The sequence below is a fragment of the Staphylococcus xylosus genome (assembly GCF_002732165.1).
GTDB lineage: Bacteria > Bacillota > Bacilli > Staphylococcales > Staphylococcaceae > Staphylococcus > Staphylococcus xylosus.
This window is the reverse complement of record NZ_MRZO01000007.1, coordinates 1-20,292: the sequence shown is the minus strand read 5'-3', so window position 1 is coordinate 20,292 and position 20,292 is coordinate 1. Positions and strand designations below refer to the sequence as shown.

General features: G+C 32.1%; 13 protein-coding genes, 6 tRNA genes, 1 rRNA gene and 1 pseudogene. 4 read left to right on the top strand and 17 right to left on the bottom strand.

Going from position 1 to position 20,292, the window contains the following annotated elements; genetic code table 11:
• Positions 1-9: 9 nt before the first annotated feature.
• The 6 genes and pseudogenes from BTM19_RS10680 to glmS all read right to left on the bottom strand — a co-directional run bounded on the left by BTM19_RS10680 (position 10) and on the right by glmS (position 8,902).
• Entirely contained in the window at positions 10-366 is a 357-nt protein-coding gene (locus BTM19_RS10680) for a DUF2200 domain-containing protein (protein ID WP_038678932.1), read from the bottom strand.
• A gap of 493 nt (positions 367-859) precedes the next feature.
• Positions 860-1,261, bottom strand: a pseudogene (gene tnpA, locus BTM19_RS10675) (IS200/IS605 family transposase).
• Complete coding sequence (locus BTM19_RS10670) at positions 1,228-1,593, bottom strand: restriction endonuclease subunit S domain-containing protein (protein ID WP_174888853.1); 366 nt, start codon at positions 1,591-1,593, stop codon at positions 1,228-1,230. The pseudogene tnpA and the gene BTM19_RS10670 overlap by 34 nt, the downstream one beginning before the upstream one ends.
• A gap of 60 nt (positions 1,594-1,653) precedes the next feature.
• The gene (locus BTM19_RS10665) at positions 1,654-4,779 is read right to left on the bottom strand and encodes an NACHT domain-containing protein (protein WP_099265854.1); all 3,126 of its coding nucleotides are present in this window, start codon (positions 4,777-4,779) and stop codon (positions 1,654-1,656) included.
• Between the two features lie 10 nt (positions 4,780-4,789).
• Positions 4,790-5,992 (bottom strand): MBL fold metallo-hydrolase, encoded by a 1,203-nt coding sequence (locus BTM19_RS10660; RefSeq protein ID WP_038678938.1) that lies wholly within the window; start codon positions 5,990-5,992, stop codon positions 4,790-4,792.
• A 1,104-nt stretch (positions 5,993-7,096) separates the two neighbouring features.
• Complete coding sequence (gene glmS, locus BTM19_RS10655) at positions 7,097-8,902, bottom strand: glutamine--fructose-6-phosphate transaminase (isomerizing) (RefSeq protein ID WP_029378025.1); 1,806 nt, start codon at positions 8,900-8,902, stop codon at positions 7,097-7,099.
• 796 nt (positions 8,903-9,698) lie between these two features.
• On the opposite strand from glmS, the gene BTM19_RS10650 reads away from it, so the two are divergent.
• The 4 genes from BTM19_RS10650 to BTM19_RS10635 are packed head-to-tail and all read left to right on the top strand — an operon-like array spanning position 9,699 to position 14,853.
• Positions 9,699-11,237 carry a PTS mannitol transporter subunit IICB gene (locus BTM19_RS10650; RefSeq protein WP_038678940.1) on the top strand — a complete coding sequence of 513 codons (1,539 nt, stop codon included), beginning with the start codon at positions 9,699-9,701 and terminating at the stop codon, positions 11,235-11,237.
• 41 nt (positions 11,238-11,278) lie between these two features.
• Positions 11,279-13,309, top strand: a complete 2,031-nt coding sequence (locus tag BTM19_RS10645; RefSeq protein ID WP_038678942.1) for a BglG family transcription antiterminator — start codon at positions 11,279-11,281, stop codon at positions 13,307-13,309.
• 6 nt (positions 13,310-13,315) lie between these two features.
• Positions 13,316-13,750, top strand: a complete 435-nt coding sequence (locus BTM19_RS10640) for a PTS sugar transporter subunit IIA (RefSeq protein WP_029378028.1) — start codon at positions 13,316-13,318, stop codon at positions 13,748-13,750.
• Positions 13,750-14,853, top strand: coding sequence for a mannitol-1-phosphate 5-dehydrogenase (locus tag BTM19_RS10635; RefSeq protein WP_069796621.1), 1,104 nt, complete (start codon positions 13,750-13,752; stop codon positions 14,851-14,853). Before BTM19_RS10640 ends, BTM19_RS10635 begins: the two co-directional genes overlap by 1 nt.
• Before the next feature lie 158 nt (positions 14,854-15,011).
• Here the strand turns inward: BTM19_RS10635 and glmM are convergent, their stop codons facing one another.
• The 11 genes from glmM to rrf all read right to left on the bottom strand — a co-directional run bounded on the left by glmM (position 15,012) and on the right by rrf (position 20,289).
• Positions 15,012-16,367, bottom strand: a complete 1,356-nt coding sequence (gene glmM / locus BTM19_RS10630) for a phosphoglucosamine mutase (protein WP_029378030.1) — start codon at positions 16,365-16,367, stop codon at positions 15,012-15,014.
• 28 nt (positions 16,368-16,395) lie between these two features.
• On the bottom strand, positions 16,396-17,328 hold the full coding sequence (locus tag BTM19_RS10625) for a CdaR family protein (protein WP_029378031.1): 933 nt from the start codon (positions 17,326-17,328) through the stop codon (positions 16,396-16,398).
• 1 nt (position 17,329) lies between these two features.
• On the bottom strand, positions 17,330-18,136 hold the full coding sequence (gene cdaA, locus BTM19_RS10620; RefSeq protein WP_029378032.1) for a diadenylate cyclase CdaA: 807 nt from the start codon (positions 18,134-18,136) through the stop codon (positions 17,330-17,332).
• 272 nt (positions 18,137-18,408) lie between these two features.
• Positions 18,409-19,314, bottom strand: coding sequence for an arginase (gene rocF / locus BTM19_RS10615; protein WP_029378033.1), 906 nt, complete (start codon positions 19,312-19,314; stop codon positions 18,409-18,411).
• A gap of 357 nt (positions 19,315-19,671) precedes the next feature.
• A tRNA-Lys gene (locus tag BTM19_RS10610) sits at positions 19,672-19,744 on the bottom strand.
• 3 nt (positions 19,745-19,747) lie between these two features.
• Positions 19,748-19,822 (bottom strand) — tRNA-Gln (locus BTM19_RS10605).
• A 4-nt stretch (positions 19,823-19,826) separates the two neighbouring features.
• Positions 19,827-19,910: transfer RNA gene (locus BTM19_RS10600), tRNA-Tyr, on the bottom strand.
• A 17-nt stretch (positions 19,911-19,927) separates the two neighbouring features.
• Positions 19,928-20,003 (bottom strand) — tRNA-Val (locus tag BTM19_RS10595).
• A 10-nt stretch (positions 20,004-20,013) separates the two neighbouring features.
• Positions 20,014-20,085 (bottom strand) — tRNA-Glu (locus tag BTM19_RS10590).
• 3 nt (positions 20,086-20,088) lie between these two features.
• Positions 20,089-20,163, bottom strand: a tRNA-Asn gene (locus BTM19_RS10585).
• A gap of 11 nt (positions 20,164-20,174) precedes the next feature.
• Positions 20,175-20,289 (bottom strand): 5S ribosomal RNA (gene rrf / locus BTM19_RS10580).
• Between the last annotated feature and the right edge of the window lie 3 nt (positions 20,290-20,292).

Sequence of the window (20,292 nt, the reverse complement as noted above, 5' to 3'; positions counted from 1 at the left end):
ATTAGAATACTAAACGTCGTTTCTAAATATTTTATTCAAAGATTTTCCTTTTGCTAATTCATCGATCATTTTATCTAAATACCTTATTTCCTTCATTATTGAATTTTCCATTTCTTCAATACGAATACCACAAATTACACCTGTTATCTTAGTTCTATTTGGATTTAATTTTGGTGCTTGGCTAATGAAAGTTTCATAATCTGTACCGTCTTTAATTAATTGATTTATTTGTGATGGCGAGTAGCCTGTCATCCAATGAATGACTTCATCCGCTTCTTCTTTTGTTCGACCTTTTTTCTCAACTTTTTTTATTAAATGTGGATATATCGAAGCAAATGACATTGTATAAATTTTAGGCTTTGTCACTAGATTCAACTCCATTTTAAAGTTTATTTCATTATTGATGATAAGCATAATAAACACACGCACATTTTAAAAATATTTTGCTTTCAATAAATTTGATTTTCACTTATAAATCCATTTACTTAAAATCCATTTTAGTTTGTAAGTATATATTGTCGTTTTATAGGTACTTTATTTACATGCAGTCCATTTAAAATGTGGCATGCTATGATCAATGTCTGTGCAGTAACAATCACCTTAAACAATAAGGGTTACCATAAGTTACATTATGATTACATACTGATATATATAAAACAAAAATGGTTATTTTTATTATAAAAAAAGAGCAGGAGCGAAATCAAAAATAAAAACCACCCTTAAAACGGGTGGTTTGCTCTTGGGCTATAAGCCCGCTTTACCGGCTAGCGTTTAAAGACGCTGGCTTTTTCATTTTCAATGCCCAAGCCAAAATACCATTCCCTCTTTTGCTAGCCTCTAAAGAGGCATTTGACTTACTTTAATAACCCTTAAAAGGGTCTTCATATTCTTTAACACTCAATTTATCTATTGCTTTATCATGCTTTTCTTGATTTTGTATATATTTTTTTGTTGCTTCATTTAATCCTAAGGTACTGACATAATATCTTTCTGCCCAAAAGTGTCTGTTTCCAAATTTATATTTAAGGTTTGCATGTTTATCAAATATTATCAATGCACTTTTTCCTTTTAAATATCCCATAAAACTCGACACACTAATTTTAGGTGGAATACTTACAAGTATGTGAACATGATCAGGCATCATATGACCTTCAATGATTTCAACACCTTTATATTTACAAAGTAATTGTATAATCTCTATCAACGATGAGCGATATTAATTATATATTATTTTTCTTCTATACTTTGGAGTAAATACAATACTGTATTACTCACAATATCAAGTTTTTCATTTTCAACAAATTTGGACCTTATAATAGAATTTCTTAAATCGTATTCTTCTGTTTCTTGATAAATATAATTCACTAGCTTTTCAATAGAATTTATGATTTCTTTCACTTCTTTTAACAATGGAATTTTCACTCTAATTGGTATGTCTTTATAGTATTGATATATTTTTGCAAAACTTGTTGTCCTTTCAAAATCAATTTTAGAATATCTTAAAATACTTAACACCTTATCTCTATGGCTATACTCATCACCATCCCACTTTAACATTTGAGTCATAGTTTGTATAAATTGAGATTTATCCATAAAAAACTCTTTTAATGCATAAATTTCATAAGAATAATAAAAAGGTCGCTTAAGAAAAAATTATTTAAGTTCTCCTAGAACATATTTTAACTCTTCCTTAATTTCTTTATAAACCATATCTCTTAAATTTATATCATCAAAAAGATATAAATCTAGTACTGAACTTTGAAGAGAATATCCCCCCACTAACTTCCGGTTAAGCCTTAAAATTTCTAGATCAATCTTTGCCAATTTAGTTTCAAACTCTTTATCACCAAACCGCTTTGTTTTTTCTTCTTTAAGAACTGGTATTGTTTCCTCTAATGTTTCTACTGGAAGCCACTCTATACTAATTCCACTATATCTTTCTTCATACTTTTCTAATCCTATCTCAAATCTAACAGGTCCTGCTGCATACAATCTCATCTGCCGATGAATCGAATTAAAACATTGTTCTACTAGAGTTCTGTATGCCTTTTGATAGAATTCAAAAAATTGTTTTAATCTTTCTTTAATTCTCTCGTTACTCCACAAATCCCCAGAAGAACAAGTATTTTCATTAGGTTTAATATCTGATTGAAGTAATAAATACTCTTTAAATTCTATATTTTCTTCTATTAATTTGAAGAATTGCATTAAAACACCTGATACGAATTCATTATTTAAATGACCATAGGATCCTCTCGATTGTATATATTTAAAAATATTATTACCGTACAAGAGAACCTTAAGGATAAGTTGGGCAGGGTGCTTAGATAGACTAACTTTATTTAATTCACCATTTGAATCTTTGGCAGAGAAATATTGACTTGGTAAACTTTTTAGAACATATTCAATGCAAGGAACTACACTTTCTGGAGATTCATAATTAAACAATCTTCGTTTTTCAAGTAATTCATTTAATTGTTTTTTAACAACATAAAGGGCAACTTCTCTCGCAGAATCTAACCCAAAATCTGTTTGTTGAAGATCAAAATACCAATGATTAGATGATTGTAAAAATTTGATAGGTATACTTATAACATTACCTTGTTCATCTCGAGATTCCATTGTAGCAGAACCTGTTTCTTCACTTACTATAATAGTTTTTTCATCTTTATCATTTCTTACGATATCTATACTTAGTGTTAACCTATCCTTGTTTAAAGCTCCTACAATAGCGACTTTATCATTGCTACATAGGTCTTCTCCTTGACACCAAGGATAAAACTCACGTTTTATATCCCCAAAAAAATTATCTATAATATTTAAATAACTTCTTCGCATCTGTGTAAAATATTCTTCAAGATAGTCTTTGCTCCATATCTCATCTAAACTATTATTAAAGTTAAACCTTGATTCTAAACATTGACGATATAAATAAATATCTTTTGTCTCTAATTTGTCTAGAATTAAATTTTGTTGCTCATAATTTCTTAAGAGACCAGCTGTTAATTTAAATACCTCATAATAACCTTCGCTTAAATAATTTATTTCAACAAAATTCAAAATTTCATCTCCCTGAAGTCTCGAAAGTTTAAGAGCTACAAAATATTCTTCTATGGATGGATGAAAAAATTCTATACGATTTTTTTCTTCTAAAAGAACTCCAGTTTGTAATATTTCTTTTTTTATTAAATTTAAATTCTCTTGTCCCTCAATTTGACTACTTACTACATCTTTAAACTTTATCGAGTTATCTTTTTCTCTAAAATTCAAATAAGCAAATTCCATTAAAATTTCTTCTTTAACATCAAATTCAAAAACATGTTCTTGATATGTTCCATCTTTTAATAATCTTTTTTGCATAATATAAGATATAAATATCTCATATAACTCAGATTTATTTTTAGGTATTACTTTATTAGTCATCTCTTTAATAATGTGAGCAGTCATATAAAGAAATAGCGGATTTTCGATTAAATCTTTTAATTGTTTTTTTAGTTCATTAATATAACCATAATGAACGTTTTCTCCAAAAATAGCTTCAATATATTCTTGAATTTGTGCATTAGATAAAGCCTGTAGGTTATACTCTGTCAATATATTATGAAATTCATTATGATAATTTTGCCGACGACAAGTCATAATAATCTTAGTCTTTTTAAATTGAGATACTCTACGTATTTCTTTAATGAACAAGTCTTTATCATTAATTACTTCATCTAATCCATCTATAAGTAAAATATATTTATTTGCTTTTAAATCCTTAATTATTTGATCATCCTTAATATCTGGTGAATAATACTCTAATTCTTTTCTTATTCCTTCTACAATATTTTCATAACTTCTATTCCATTCTTTAGCTTTTAAATAAATTGGTATCTTACCAATAGAAATCTGTGGATTTTCTATAATCTCTAACATAAGCATATGTAATAAATATGTTTTTCCACCACCTGGTTTTGACAAAATCATCACAGATTGATCATCTTCTAAAATTTTATCAAAACTGATTTCTTCTTTAACAGCGTTTTTAGGTTGAACAGATATAGAAAAGCCTAAAGGATTAATTTTATTTTTCTCTATATTTCTCTTTATATTATTTTCCAATTGTTGTTGTAATCTGTACTTTAAAAATAAAATATATTCTTCGTATTCTGCCTCATGTTTCTTTGTTATTAGTGGAACTCCTATTAAGTTGAGGTATTCTCTGTAAATATAAAGGCTCACCGCACGTATCCTACTTGCCTCTTTACTTTCACTTATTTGTTCTAACACAACTGCGACTGCTTGATTATTGTATAGTAGTGGTCCTCCTGAACAACCACTATAATCTTTAATAGAATCTGACTTCGCCTTTATATCCAAATTAGAGCCATAGTCAATATCTACATCTTTAAACTCGTTTCGGATTTCTAAATCTATTGATGTACCTTTTTCTTTCGCAACGGCTGGATAACCAAAAGTAAGACACTCAGTTGTAGAATAAAACCTATAGTCTATGCACTTAACAATGATTAAATTTTCAACTTCCTTATTTAGTTGCAAACAAATAATCTCATATTCTTCCCAACCGTCTACATCCAATAGAGGTTCTGCGTTGAATACGGTTTCTACACCTTGCTCATTAATGAAAATCACTTCAATCGTTTCAATTTCTTTTTTTAAATAGGATTTTATAGCGTGTAATGCTGTAATAACTTTATCATTTGAAACTAAAAAACCGCTTGAAGTTAGGTTACCACATTCGATTCTTGGTATAGACATTCTATATGAAAAATCCATTACTGCCCTCCTAATCTACAGCTATATTCAATGGTGTGGAACCATTGCCTACAACCACCTCTAAATTAAAGTTCTTTTTCATTTCTTCTGTGCAAATCCATTTAGATACTTTTGTTTCATAGTTGAAATAAAGATTTTTCTTTATATCCTTATGTGTATAAATCAGTTTTGCTATAGTCTCTATATCTGGATGTGTATGAATTTTACCGTTTGTAGAAATTAAATACTTATCACTTTTTAACACCTTTGATAATTCTAGTGTCATATTCTTCTTGCTACCATGATGTGGCACTTTTATTAAATCAAATTTTTCAATTCCTAAATTATATATATTTTCCTCTAAAATATCCGGATGCCCATCAGCTAAAAATAATAGGTTTCTTTTTTCATAATTAATAGAAATAGCTATCGAAGATCCATTAGTTGGTGAACTATCTAAATTTACTTTCTCCTCAATTAGTTTTTCAACTGGTTTAATAGTTTGTATTTCGTCTAAAGAAATTTCTATTATGTCTATCTTTGATTCTACATTCATTAGCATCATAAATTCAAAAGCATCATCAAATAAATGATTTTCCGTAATATGAAAATTCCATTTCCTATCTGTAAGCTCTTTTAGCCACTTTTTCTTTAGCTTCTCTAACTTTTCAGTATTGGGTGAAAGAATATTAATCGATATATCATCAATTTTAATTTTTTCTATATTATCATGAGATACAGCACTACCTTCGAAACTAGTATTCCATTTATATCCTCCCGCTAATAATAGAGCGCCTAGAGTAGAACCTTGTTTAACACTTATTTCAGATTTACTAATTTCACTGGACGATTCTCTTTTCACATATGATTCACCCAATGTAATTTCTCTTTGTAATATTCTTTTTTCCCTATTACTTATGTCACCTTGATTTTTTTTAACTTGTAAATGTCGATAACAGTTATACCAAACTTCTTCTACTTCTATAAATCGAGAATTATTATTATCTTCAATAAAAGCGATAGCCCCTAATATATGGTCTTCATCAATGTGAGAAACAATGAACAGGTTAATTTTCTCACCTCGTTTTTTTACTTTTAGTAAATCTTCTTTTAAATAATTATGATACGTATCTGCATATCCACAATCTATTAATATATGTTTACGCTTTTCTTCCCCAAAGGAAATTAAAAAACAATCTCCATTTTCAGCTGGGTACATTTTCACATTAATCATGAGCTTTAATCCCTCTATTCAAACTTCTTTACTAATTTATTCTTTCAATCAATGTATGGCTATAGTATTTTAACTTTTCTCAATACATTTTTAAATTTCTATTTCCTATGATTCACTACTTGTTACTAAATAAGTTAGTATTTTTTTAAGAAGATCACATCAAAATTTGTTTAGATAGATAATCAAGGTTTATAATGACTTGCTCGTTTTCTTATTATTAGAATGATTTATACCAAGCCTCAGCTATTTTATTGTTATCCTTTGCTCTAATGGGAATTGCTCACGAATATCAAGGACAATTGTTGTTCTATCATAAAAGCAATAATAATTAAATATAAATCCAAAAATAAATAGTGTTCACGCGCTTTTTTCCAACCAACGTAATGATGTACATGTCCATGAGGTGGGACGTATTGAATCGTTAGCCAAGTCTTATTAAAAAGCAAGTACGCCTTGCCTCTAGCCTCCTTAATATATCAAGAGATTTTTGCTTCAGTTCAACCTAATTCTCGTTTAGGCAATACACCACATATTCTAAACTAAAAATATTTCACATCTAATTTAACTTACTCGACGCCTATACATTTAGCAATTGTTAAACGATGATTGCCTTCTCCATCGATATAGTATTCCACATTATAATAAATGAATTGTGGTATATTATAATGCAAAGATAGATTCTCAATCACATTTTCAAATGCTAGTTATTATAAAAATTAAAGTTTCTCATTTTATGAAATGAATCTAAAACGTCAAACTATTCTTTAAATTGAGGTGAGTACCATCCACTCATTCCAACTAATTTATTTAAAAAATAATTTAATTTTCTTTAAAACCCTTAATTTCTAATCCTTCTTGATTAAGCGACTTGTAAACCATATTTTTTATTTCTAAATTTTATCGACTATTTCTAAAATCTTTAATTTATTTTCTACCATCCCTATCACCCCAATCAAAATAAAAAACATCCGTTCGCTTATTTTATTATAAGCGAACGGATGTAAATTGCACAAATATTTAAATACCATTTTATATTTTGAGAGACTTTATTTAAAAAAACATCATTCAGATACATTTACTAATTAGCTGTTAATCATATACTATTTATTCAACTGTAACTGATTTTGCTAAGTTACGTGGTTTATCTACATCTAAGTCTCTGTGCAATGCAGCATAATATGAAATTAACTGTAATGCTACTACTGAAACAAGTGGTGTCAATAATTCATGTACATGAGGGATGACATATGAATCACCATCTTTATTTAATCCATCCATTGAAATAATACATGGATTTGCTCCACGTGCAACGACCTCTTTTACGTTACCGCGAATAGATAAGTTTACTTTTTCTTGTGTAGCTAATGCAATAACAGGAGTGCCTTCTTCAATTAATGCAATTGTTCCGTGTTTTAATTCTCCACCAGCAAAACCTTCTGCTTGGATATATGAAATTTCTTTAAGTTTTAATGCACCTTCTAAACTTACGTTATAGTCCCCTGTACGACCGATAAAGAATGCATTACGTGTAGTTCTTAAGAAATCAGTAGCAATTTGTTCCATAATATCTGCATCATCAACAATTGCTTCGATAGCAGTTGTAACTTTTGCTAATTCACGTAATAAACTTACTTCTACATCTCTACCATGTTCTCTCGCAACGATTTGTGACAAAATAGATAATACTGCAATTTGTGCTGTATAAGCTTTTGTAGACGCTACTGCGATTTCAGGACCAGCGTGTAAGAGTAATGTATGATTAGATTCACGTGATAACGTAGAACCTGGTACGTTAGTAATAGTTAAAGACTTATGTCCTAAACGATTTGTTTCAACCAATACTGCACGACTGTCTGCTGTTTCCCCTGATTGAGAAATATAGATGAATAATGGTTTTTCAGAAAGTAACGGTGTATTATATACAAACTCTGAAGAGACATGTACTTCTGTTGGTACACCAGCCCATTTTTCAATGAACTCTTTACCAACAAGCCCGGCATGATAGCTTGTACCTGCTGCGATTATATAAATACGATCAGCTTCAGCTACATCTTTAATCACTTCTGGATCCATCTTCAAGTTACCATCTTCGTCTTGGTACTCTTGAATGATACGACGCATAACTGCTGGTTGTTCATGAATTTCTTTTAACATATAGTGGTCGTATACGCCTTTTTCCGCATCAGCTGCATCAATTTGTGCTGTATAAGCTTCTCTTTCTTGAACGTTGCCATCTTGGTCTTTAATGATTACTTCATCGCGTTTAACTATAACAATTTCGTGGTCATGAATTTCTTTATAACGATTAGTAGCTTGTAACATTGCAATTGCATCTGACGCAATTACATTGAAACCATCACCAACACCGATTAATAACGGGGATTTGTTTTTAGCAACATAAATTGTATCTCTATCTTCATTATCAATCAGTCCTAAAGCATATGAACCGTCTAATAAAGATACAACTTTTGTAAATGCTTCTTCGCTAGTTAGTCCAGTATTTGAAAAATATTCAACTAATTGTACTATAACTTCTGTATCTGTTTCTGAAATGAAAGTGATGTCACTTAAGTATTCATTTTTTAGCTCTTCATAATTTTCAATTACTCCATTATGAACTAATGTAAAGCGTTCAGTTGCAGACTGATGTGGGTGTGAGTTTTCATGATTTGGTACACCATGTGTTGCCCAGCGTGTATGACCAATTCCCACATTACCGTCAGTTTCTTCGCTATCAGCAACTTTTCTCAATTCTGCAATACGACCCTTTGATTTAAATACTGATGTGCCCTCATCATTAACAATGGCAACACCTGCTGAATCATAACCTCTGTATTCTAATTTTTCTAATCCTTTTAATAATAATTCTTTCGCATTATCTTGACCAATATAGCCGACAATTCCACACATTTAATTTTCCTCCAATGTAATGGCAATGAGATAATTGAACTTCTAGCGCATTTGAACTTGTTCAATACAATTAAAACCATTATAGATAGACTAATCCCTATTTATATCAATAGTATTAGGTCTTCTGATAATAATGGTTATCTCAATTACCTTATAATAATAGTTATTTAATTTTGGCTATCTTATTAACTTTGTGCACTAGGTTGCCCTAATGTTTTCCTTAATAAGTTCACGAATGAGCCACATCCGGGATAGCATCCGCCGATGGTTCGATAACTATCCTCCTCGTCTACAAACTTCGATTAACATACCTATTAAGCTTTCTGTTTTAAAACTTAAATTATTGATACGTAACCTCATCGCTTGTACAGGCGCTATAATTGACTTAAAACTCTAACTTTCCTCCTTCCTCTCAATAACATTAATTGTACAATGTTATTCATCTGTAATGCAAACAATTTATTAACAATATATTTACAAACACAAAAATAAAGTTGGGCATTAGTTAAAAATATCGTGCTTTCTTTAACATCATCGAACCTTCCTCAACATAATTGCGTATTCCTTAAGTACTTGCAATAACCATATTATCTATAAAGTAATCACTTAAGTTCATAACATATTTTATCTTTGTTATATTATTTTTTTGTGTTAATGCAAGTAGTAATAATAATTTCTATATTGTCATAATTGTCAAAGACAGTGTGACAAATTTGAAATTACTTTATATTGTTTAAATCACTACTGCCACCTACAATGAAGTTATAAATAAAAAGAGAAAAAGAGGTGCAGTAATATGTCACAAACAGAGACTAAAGAAAATAATGGGATTGGTCGTAAGGTACAGGCATTCGGATCATTTCTAAGTAGTATGATTATGCCGAACATCGGTGCTTTTATCGCATGGGGCTTCATCGCCGCTATATTTATAGATGGCGGTTGGTGGCCAAATAAAGATTTAAGTCAATTGGCTGGACCTATGATTTCATATTTAATACCATTACTGATTGCTTATAGCGGTGGACGTTTAATACATGAAATGCGTGGGGGTATTATCGCAGCTGTAGCAACAATGGGTGTAATCGTTGCTTTACCAGACACACCAATGTTACTTGGCGCCATGATTATGGGACCACTCGTTGGTTGGTTAATGAAAAAAACTGATGAATTTATTCAGCCAAGAACACCACAAGGATTTGAAATGTTATTTAATAACTTCTCAGCTGGTATTTTAGGTTTCATTATGACAATTGTTGGATTTAAAATATTAGCTCCAATAATGGAATTTATTATGCATATTTTATCTTTGGCTGTAGAAGCTTTAGTGCATGCACATTTACTACCATTAGTAAGTATTATTGTAGAACCTGCTAAAATTGTATTCTTAAATAATGCAATTAATCACGGCGTGTTCACGCCACTTGGTGCAGACCAAGCATCTTCTGCAGGACAATCAATATTATACACAATAGAATCTAATCCTGGACCAGGTTTAGGCATATTAGTTGCTTATATGATTTTCGGAACAGGGACGGCTAAAGCAACATCATACGGTGCTGGTATTATCCACTTCTTAGGCGGAATTCACGAGATTTACTTCCCCTACGTATTAATGCGTCCTTTATTGTTCGTAGCTGTAATTTTAGGTGGAATGACAGGTGTAGCAACATATTCTCTACTTGATTTTGGATTCAAGAGTCCCGCTTCACCAGGATCATTCATCGTTTATATGTTAAATGCGCCTAAGGGGGAATTTTTACACATGGTAATCGGTGTACTACTTGCAGCAATTGTTTCATTTATCGTTGCCGCTATTATTTTAAAATTCACAAAAGAGCCTGAAGAAGATCTAGAAGCTGCTACTGAAAAAATGGAAGCTTCAAAAGGGAAAAAATCAAGTGTATCTTCTAAGTTAAAAGGGAATGAAGATAGTAATGCAACTTCAACAGCAGGTGTTGCTGGTGCAACCACTAGCAATTCCGAGAGTACAGACACACAATCTGAAGAAGATTTACTAGACAATTATGATACTGAAAATGTAGATGCTCATGATTATAGTAAAGTAAATCACGTAATATTCGCTTGTGATGCTGGTATGGGATCAAGCGCTATGGGAGCAAGCATGCTACGCAATAAATTTAAAAAAGCTGATATACAAGGCGTAGATGTAACAAATACTGCGATTAATCAATTACCAGGCGATGCACAACTCGTTATTACACAGAAGAAACTTACTGATAGAGCGATTAAACAAGTACCAAATGCAATTCATATCTCAGTTGATAATTTCTTAAATTCACCTAGATATGATGAATTACTTGAAAATCTTAAATAATTAAACAATCACTATATAGAACGATACTGGAGGGTATGGCTATGTTTTTGAGTACACGTGAAAAAGAAATTATCGAAATGTTAATTAAATATCACGGTCAATATGTCACTATTTACGACATTGCTCAACATTTAGCTGTATCCTCTCGTACTATTCATAGGGAATTAAAATCTATTGAATCATTTTTATCAACATTTGATATCGATCTTGAAAGAGTTACCAAAAAAGGCATACAGCTGAAAACGACGGAGATGGCGTTAAATTCACTAAAACATGCATTATTACATGAAAATACCATAGATTTATCACAAGAAGAGCAAAAAGTAATCATTTTATATGCATTGATTCAAACAAATACTCCTATTAAACAATACGTTTTAGCACAAGAAATCGGAGTTTCTAATCAAACAATGACAAAGCTTTTAGACGATTTAGAAACAGAACTTGATCAATACCAATTAGCGCTACAAAAAAAGCGTGGCGAAGGTATTCAATTACATGGTGCAGAATCAAAAAAACGTGAACTATTAAGCCAATTGATGGTCAATAATCTAAACAGTACTAGTGTCTATTCAGTTATTGAAAATCATTTTGTATATCAATCTATTAACCAGTCTCAATTGGCAATGGTTGACATGGACAAAATATTTCAAATTGAACGTATTTTAATGGATCACTTAGGACAACTTCCCTACTCTTTAACAGAATCAAGTTATTTAACCTTAACTGTACACATTGTCTTAAGTATTGAACGAATGCTTAATAATCAATATGTAGCTTTAAATGACGATATTTATAACAGCGTTAAGGATTCTTTTGAACACGAGGTAGCTCAAGCACTTGCCTTACATCTCGAACATATTTATGGTGTTCAGTTTAACCAAGCTGAAGTGACTTTTATCACGATACACCTTAGAGGTGCGAAACGTAAAGAATCTGCCCAAGTATTTAAAGATAGTAAGGATGAATCAAAGATCGAGAAATTTATTCATTCGGTTTCACACTTTTCTCAACAATCGTTTAAAGATTTTAAAACGCTTAGCGAAGGATTAAAATTGCATATCATTCCAGCAATTAACCGTTTAAACGCTAATATTGAAACTTATAATCCATTAACGGAAATGATTCAACATAAGTACCCACGACTATTTGAAAGTGTTCATCGTGCATTACTACAAACATGGCCAAATTTTAATTTTCCAGATAGTGAAATTGCATTTATTGTACTTCATTTTGGTGGTGCTTTACAAAATCAAAATAGCGCCTTTTACAATGTACTCGTAGTATGTAGTAGTGGGATTGGGACCAGTAGATTACTAGCAACACGGTTACAACAAACATTTAGCGATATACAAAAAACTACTCAAGCATCAGTTGGTGATTTAAATGATATTGATGCAACACAATTTGATGCTATTATTTCCACTGTAGATTTAGATATCGCCTTACCATATATCACTGTGAATCCTTTACTGCCCGACGCAGATGTAAATCACGTATCAGCTTTTTTAAACACACATCACAAACAACCAAAGATTCAAACATATGAAACGAATAATAGTAACATTTTAAATCCTGAAGAAAAATTAACATACATCAGAAAAGGACTAGAAATAATTGATTCTGTAAATGTAGATTATACTTCAGTTACGAACTGGACAACTTATTTAACCAACACATTATTGGAACATCAAATTATCACGGAAGGCCAGTCATTCGCTGAACTGATTAAGCAACACATGGATCATCAAGGGTTTGTCTTAGCCCCTTATCCAATCGCAATCCCTCATTTAAAAAGTGAGATTATAAAGAAACCTTTTATATTAATAACCATTTTAAATGAGCCTATTTTGCTTAATAGCAATCAAAATGACAATCTTTCCGTGAGATATTTGTTAAGTATGTTCGTCCCACCTGATGATACAATGGCACAACTTGTAAGTGATATTTCAGGGAAATTAGTCGAACATCTAGATAATATTGATGGATTTATGGAACAACCTGAACAACTTCAAACATTACTTAAGCAAAGTTATCTTATGCAATTACAAAAATTATTGAATATGGAGTGAAATAAAATGAGCGAATTATTTAGCAATGAAAACATTTTTATCAACCAAACAGTTAAAGATCAAAACGAAGCAATTGAAAAGGCAGGCCAAGCTTTAGTATCAAGTGGTGCTGTAACAGAAGCATATATTCAAGCAATGAAAGATCGCGAGCAAGTAGTAACAACATTTATGGGCAACGGCTTAGCTATCCCTCATGGTACTGACGAAGCTAAAACTAGTGTTTTAAAATCAGGTTTAACTTTAATTCAAATACCTGAAGGCGTCGACTGGGACGGCGAAGTTGTTAAAGTTGTCGTAGGTATTGCAGGTAAAGATGGTGAGCATTTAGACTTACTTTCTAAAATAGCTATTACTTTTAGCGAAGAAGAAAACGTAGAACGTATTATTCAAGCTTCATCAGCAGAGGAAATCAAACAAGTCTTTGAGGAGGCTGATGCATAATGAAAGCCTTACACTTTGGTGCTGGAAATATAGGTAGAGGATTTATTGGCTATATTCTTGCTGATAATGGTATAAAAGTAACTTTTGCAGATGTTAATGCTGAAATCATCACTGCATTGGATCAACATCATGAATATGATGTCATTTTAGCTGATGAAGCTAAAACAACAATACGTGTGCATAATGTAGATGCAATCAATTCCAGTTCACCTTCAGAAAGTTTAAAACATGCAGTTTTAGAAGCCGATTTAATTACAACTGCAGTGGGTGTAAACATCTTGCCTATAATCGCGAAATCATTTGCTCCTTATTTAGCAGAAAAAGAAACACCTGTTAATATTGTTGCATGTGAGAATGCAATCATGGCAACCAATACATTAGAAAAAGCAATTTTAGACATTACAGGTCCACTACCTGAACACATTCACTTTGCTAATTCTGCAGTTGATCGTATTGTACCATTACAAACCAATGATAACCTTTTAGATGTTGTCGTTGAACCTTTCTATGAATGGGTAATTGAGAAGGACGCATGGTTTGGTCCAGAACTTAACCATATTAAATATGTAGATAATTTAACTCCTTATATTGAACGTAAGTTACTTACTGTAAATACTGGTCATGCTTACCTTGCTTATGCAGGTAGATATTTTGGTCAGCCTACCGTTCTAGATGCAGTTAACGATGCAGATATTAGACATGATTTAGAACGTGTGCTTAAAGAAACAAGCCAATATATTACCAAACAGTTTGATTTTAACGAAAACGAACAAGCACAATATGTCGAAAAAATTATTGAACGTTTTAAAAATCCAAACTTATCAGATGAAGTTACCCGTGTAGGACGAGGTACAATGCGTAAAATCGGACCACAAGATAGAATCATAAAACCATTAAATTACTTATATCAAAATAATTTAAAACATGATGCATTAGTTAAAACCGCTGCTTTACTATTAAAGTACGATGATACAAATGATCAAGAAACAGTAGAAAAAAATGATTATATTCAAGAACATGGACTTGAAGCATTCTTGAAAGAATTTGCTAAAACAGATGAACAATTAACTCAAGAAATTGTTCAAGCATACAATGTATTATAAATATAAGAAGCGGTTGCTATTAAAATAGCAACCGCTTCTTTACTTAATTGAGTGTATATTAATTTATTTTAAAACAATTAATAATAGTAGCCCAGCACATCTTTTTATATGATGTGCTTGTATAAAATATTTAGGCCTTACTTATACTAAATTATTAACTATTTATCTAATCCCATTTTATCTTGAACTACATCAGCAATTGTATTGGCAAAACGTTGCGCATCTTCATCAGTTGATGCTTCAACCATCACTCTCACTAATGGTTCTGTTCCAGAAGGTCTTACTAAAATACGACCTTCACCATTCATTTCTACTTCTACTTTAGTCATTATTTCTTGAACATCGATATTTTCTTCCACACGATATTTATCTGTTACACGAACATTAACTAATGATTGTGGGTATTTCTTCATTTGACTCGCAAGTTGACTTAAACTTTTACCAGTCATTTTTATAATACTAGCTAATTGAACACCTGTTAATAAACCGTCTCCAGTCGTATTATAATCCATTAAAACAATATGTCCTGACTGTTCGCCACCTAAATTGTAATTACCTCTTCTCATTTCTTCAACAACATAGCGATCTCCAACTTTAGTTTTGTTAGATTGTATACCTTCATTTTCTAAAGCTTTATAGAAACCTAAGTTACTCATTACAGTAGAAACAATCATATTATTATTTAACTCATGATTTTTGCTCATTGCTTGACCAATAATAAACATGATTTGGTCTCCATCGACAATATTACCTTTTTCATCTACTGCAATTAGTCTGTCACCATCACCATCAAACGCTAAACCAAAGTCACATTCTGATTCGACAACTTCTTTAGCTAATGTTTCAGGGTGTGTAGAACCAACATCTTTATTAATATTATAACCATTTGCTTTACAGCCAACTGTCACAGTATCAGCTTCTAAATCACCGAATAAAAATGGTGCTAAAGAAGATGTAGAACCATTTGCACCATCTAATGCAATCTTCATTCCATCTAAGTTCACATCAACAGTTGATTTTAAATAGCTAATGTATTTTTGTGCACCTTCAAAATAATCAGAGCAATGTACAATATCTTCACCAACAGGTCGAGGTAAATCAGGATTTTCTTGATCTAATAATTCTTCTATTTCCTGTTCTTGGTTGTCTGATAATTTAAAGCCATCAGAACCAAAGAATTTAATACCATTATCTGGAACTGGATTATGAGAAGCAGATATCATGACACCTAATTCGGCTTCCATTTCTCGTGTTAAGTATGCTACACCTGGCGTTGAAATAACGCCCAAACGCATGACTTCTGCGCCTATAGAAATTAGTCCTGCAATCAATGCAGATTCTAACATCTCTCCAGAAACACGAGTGTCTCTACCAACTAGTACTTTAGGGTGCTTCTCACCTTTATTATGTGCTAAAACATAGCCGCCATAGCGCCCTAGTTTAAACGCAAGTTCAGGTGTTAATTCTTTATTTGCTACTCCCCTTACGCCATCTGTACCAAAATATTTTGCCATTTTTTATATCTCCTTTATTTATACAAATCTATTTAACTGTAATTTTAGCTGTAGTACCGTTCGGATTAACTTTTGTCACATCTTTAGGTACTTTAAACTTCACATTTTTTTCAGTAGTATCCGAGATATTATCTAAATTTACATTTGCAGTAATTTCATCAATATCTTCTAAGTCATCCTTATTACCATAAATTTCTACTTCTTCATCTTTTAAACTTATATTGTCTAATTCACGACCATTTGATAATGATCCTACTGCTTTTGTTTTTACTTTTACTTTTTTACTATAATCTTCTACCTTAACGCTCAAGTTAACTTCATTAGGTTGAATTGAAACGTCGATTTTATTAAGATTTCTATCAAATGCAGTAATTTTCGCTATATCTGTAGTATTTTTAGCGATTTTACTTTTATTTTTATATGTTGCTTTTAAATATGCTATTTTATCAATTTGGTCTTGACCACCAGTCACTTTAACTGTCTCTGGTGAAACGCTTTGTTCACTAATTTTATAGTCTGAATCTAAGTCATTATTACTTACATCCGGTTCCACTTTTAATGTTTTGCTCACACGTTCTTCAAGATTTACAGTGGCCTCTTTCGGTTTCACACTATAGTCAATGTCTTTATTCAATCCATTAACCTGAAATTGCGTCGTATGCTTTCCTGCTTTTTCGCCACTTAAATCTAAGACTGCTTTAATATTTTCACCATTCTCAGCTTTTAAAACCTGTGATTGAGGACCTGAAATTTCCACGTCAACTTTATCAGGCACTTCGCTAGCGTATAATGATTTATTATTATACTTAACTTGCACGGGTACTTCCTGAATCGTTTCAGTAGACTTTTGACCTAAGTTATCAGCATTGAATATATTGCCAAACATATTGTTAACTGATAGGAAAAACACAAGCGCTAATACGAGAGCGATTAATCTTAAGCCCCATTTACTTTCTAACATATTACTTCACACCTTTCTCATGAAAGTGTGTACCAAACCAATGTTCAGCTAATAATTCTTCAAATGCTTCATTTGAAATATCTTTTCTTAATTTACCGTCAAATGTAACAGAAATAGATCCTGTTTCTTCTGAAACGATAACAGTGAACGCATCTGATACTTCTGATATACCTACTGCAGCTCTATGTCTTGTCCCTAAACTTTTAGCAATTTTAGCGCTATCAGATAAGGGCAAATAACTCGCAGCACTAGCGATCTTATTCTCTTGAATTATCATCGCACCGTCATGTAAAGGCGTGTTTGGTATAAAAACATTTGTTAATAGTTCTTGTGATATTTCTGAATTCATTGCGATGCCTGTTTCAATATAATCTTGTAACCCTGTTTCCTTTTCAAATACAATCAGTGCACCTATACGACGTTTAGCCATATATTGTACTGCTTTTGACACAGAAGATATTAACTTGCCTTCATCACTATTTAAATTCGTTGAATAACGTTTAAATAAGCTACCTCTACCAAGTTGTTCCAAGGCACGACGAATTTCTGGTTGAAATATCACGATTAACGCTAATACCCCCCATTGAATAACTAAATCAAAAAGACGGGATGTAGCTGTTAAGTTCAGTATTTTACTCAATTGTTGACCAATTACTATTACAACAATACCTTTTAATAGTTGAATGGCTTTGGTACCTTTAAAAACTGTAATGAGAAGATAAAGTACATACCATACTATGAGTAAATCGAGTACACTTGCTATTATTTTAACTGTACTCCAGTTATCAAAAAAGCTGGATAATTCCATAACATCTCCTCCGGTTATCTGTTCCCATGTTATATATTATACCAATCATAACACTAACTGTCATATTTAGTATTTAAATTTTTAGCAAAATCAAAAAAGGGAGAGAATCTGAAATCTTATTTTTAAATAAGATTTCATTATCCCGCCCCAATAAAACTAACTGACACTAAAACATGACAAAATACGTTTTGATATAGCCAAACATTCTAATATTACTTCATAACTAATTACTTGGGTCATGTGTCTTTGTCATTAACATAATTTCAAGTGAATTATAGTAGTGTTTCCCCAAAGAAACTACCTACTAAACCTACTGCTTGCTCTGCTGTGTCATTATTATGATCGATTAGTGGATTAACCTCCACTAAATCCATAGAAGTAATGAGATTAGAATTATGTAACAACTCTAATGCAAAATGACTTTCTCTATATGTTAAACCGCCAAGTACTCTAGTACCTGTTCCTGGTGTTTCAACAGGATCTAAGGCATCAACATCTAGTGACAAGTGAATACCATCAGTTTTAGGTTTTAAATAAGCAATTGTTTCTTCAATCACTTGTTTAATACCAAAACGGTCAACTTCAGCCATAGTAAATGTTTTAATATTATGCTCTTTTATGTAGCGTTTTTCACCTTCATCTAAATCTCTCATGCCTATAAGCACAATATTTTCAGGTTTAACTTTTGGTGAATAATCAGAGACATTAACCAAACGATCATCGCCTTCACCCGCAAGTACACGTAACGGCATGCCATGTATATTACCTGAAGGTGATTCTTCAGGTACATTTAAGTCACCATGTGCATCATACCAAATAACACCTAAGTTCTCGTAATGCTTACTAACACCTGATATAGAACCAATTGCAATTGAATGATCTCCCCCTAATACAAGTGGGAAATGGTTATGCTCAATGCTAGTTGATACCGCATCACTTAATATATTTGATGTTTCTATGATTTCCTCTATGTTACGTAAGCCTTCTTGCTCTGAATTAAACTTTTCTAAATCTAATTTAGGTACTGCAATATTCCCAGAATCTTTAACAGATAGTCCTATTGCTTTAATACGTTCTTCAATTCCAGCATATCGAATCGCATCTGGACCAAGGTTTACCCCTAATTTCCTTTGTCCAAATGTTGAAGGTACTCCAATAATTTCTACTGTTTTATTCATTTTTAAAACCCCTTTGTTGTTATATGTTTCTAGAGTAATCTAAAGACATTAACATTTCAAGCGTTGTTAAAATAGCATTTTCTCTTCATTTCAGGCTTTTTACATATAAAATCAATATAGTGATTTATCATTCAAAACAAATCCTTTTAGTATCGGTTTTTATCATTTTATTAAACAGTAAAATGTATAAATTAAAAAACAAACTTTATTCAAAAGCTTTAACTATAAAAGAAGATCGTTATACTTCATACTTATATAATTATAATAACTTTATATAACCTAGATTGAGTAAATAACAAAAGGATTTTTAATTTTATATACAAAAAAAGCACTTCTCTTGTGAGAAGTGCTTACTAGTGAGCCATAGTGGGCTCGAACCACTGACCCTCTGATTAAAAGTCAGATGCTCTACCAACTGAGCTAATGGCTCTAATGGCTGGGCTAGCTGGATTCGAACCAGCGCGTGATGGAGTCAAAGTCCATTGCCTTACCGCTTGGCTATAGCCCATAAATGGTGGAGGGGGGCAGATTCGAACTGCCGAACCCGAAGGAGCGGATTTACAGTCCGCCGCGTTTAGCCACTTCGCTACCCCTCCGTACTATTAAATTAAAATGGTGGAGGATGACGGGTTCGAACCGCCGACCCTCTGCTTGTAAGGCAGATGCTCTCCCAGCTGAGCTAATCCTCCAAATATGTAATGACCCCGACGGGACTCGAACCCGTGTTACCGCCGTGAAAGGGCGGTGTCTTAACCGCTTGACCACGGGGCCATATGGCTCCACAGGTAGGACTCGAACCTACGACCGATCGGTTAACAGCCGATAGCTCTACCACTGAGCTACTGTGGAATAATTCAATTGCCTGGCAACGTCCTACTCTTGCGGAACGTAAGTCCGACTACCATCGGCGCTAAAGAGCTTAACTTCTGTGTTCGGCATGGGAACAGGTGTGACCTCTTTGCCATTGTCACCAGACAA

What these genes read in the sequence shown, in the direction of transcription:
- BTM19_RS10670 (WP_174888853.1), bottom strand. Translation starts at nt 1,593, where the DNA reads ATGGATAAATCTCAATTTATACAAACTATGACTCAAATGTTAAAGTGG.
- cdaA (WP_029378032.1), bottom strand. Translation starts at nt 18,136, where the DNA reads ATGGAATTATCCAGCTTTTTTGATAACTGGAGTACAGTTAAAATAATA.
- BTM19_RS10640 (WP_029378028.1), top strand. Translation starts at nt 13,316, where the DNA reads ATGAGCGAATTATTTAGCAATGAAAACATTTTTATCAACCAAACAGTT.
- glmM (WP_029378030.1), bottom strand. Translation starts at nt 16,367, where the DNA reads ATGGCAAAATATTTTGGTACAGATGGCGTAAGGGGAGTAGCAAATAAA.
- glmS (WP_029378025.1), bottom strand. Translation starts at nt 8,902, where the DNA reads ATGTGTGGAATTGTCGGCTATATTGGTCAAGATAATGCGAAAGAATTA.
- BTM19_RS10635 (WP_069796621.1), top strand. Translation starts at nt 13,750, where the DNA reads ATGAAAGCCTTACACTTTGGTGCTGGAAATATAGGTAGAGGATTTATT.
- BTM19_RS10665 (WP_099265854.1), bottom strand. Translation starts at nt 4,779, where the DNA reads ATGGATTTTTCATATAGAATGTCTATACCAAGAATCGAATGTGGTAAC.
- BTM19_RS10650 (WP_038678940.1), top strand. Translation starts at nt 9,699, where the DNA reads ATGTCACAAACAGAGACTAAAGAAAATAATGGGATTGGTCGTAAGGTA.
- BTM19_RS10625 (WP_029378031.1), bottom strand. Translation starts at nt 17,328, where the DNA reads ATGTTAGAAAGTAAATGGGGCTTAAGATTAATCGCTCTCGTATTAGCG.
- BTM19_RS10645 (WP_038678942.1), top strand. Translation starts at nt 11,279, where the DNA reads ATGTTTTTGAGTACACGTGAAAAAGAAATTATCGAAATGTTAATTAAA.
- BTM19_RS10660 (WP_038678938.1), bottom strand. Translation starts at nt 5,992, where the DNA reads ATGATTAATGTGAAAATGTACCCAGCTGAAAATGGAGATTGTTTTTTA.
- rocF (WP_029378033.1), bottom strand. Translation starts at nt 19,314, where the DNA reads ATGAATAAAACAGTAGAAATTATTGGAGTACCTTCAACATTTGGACAA.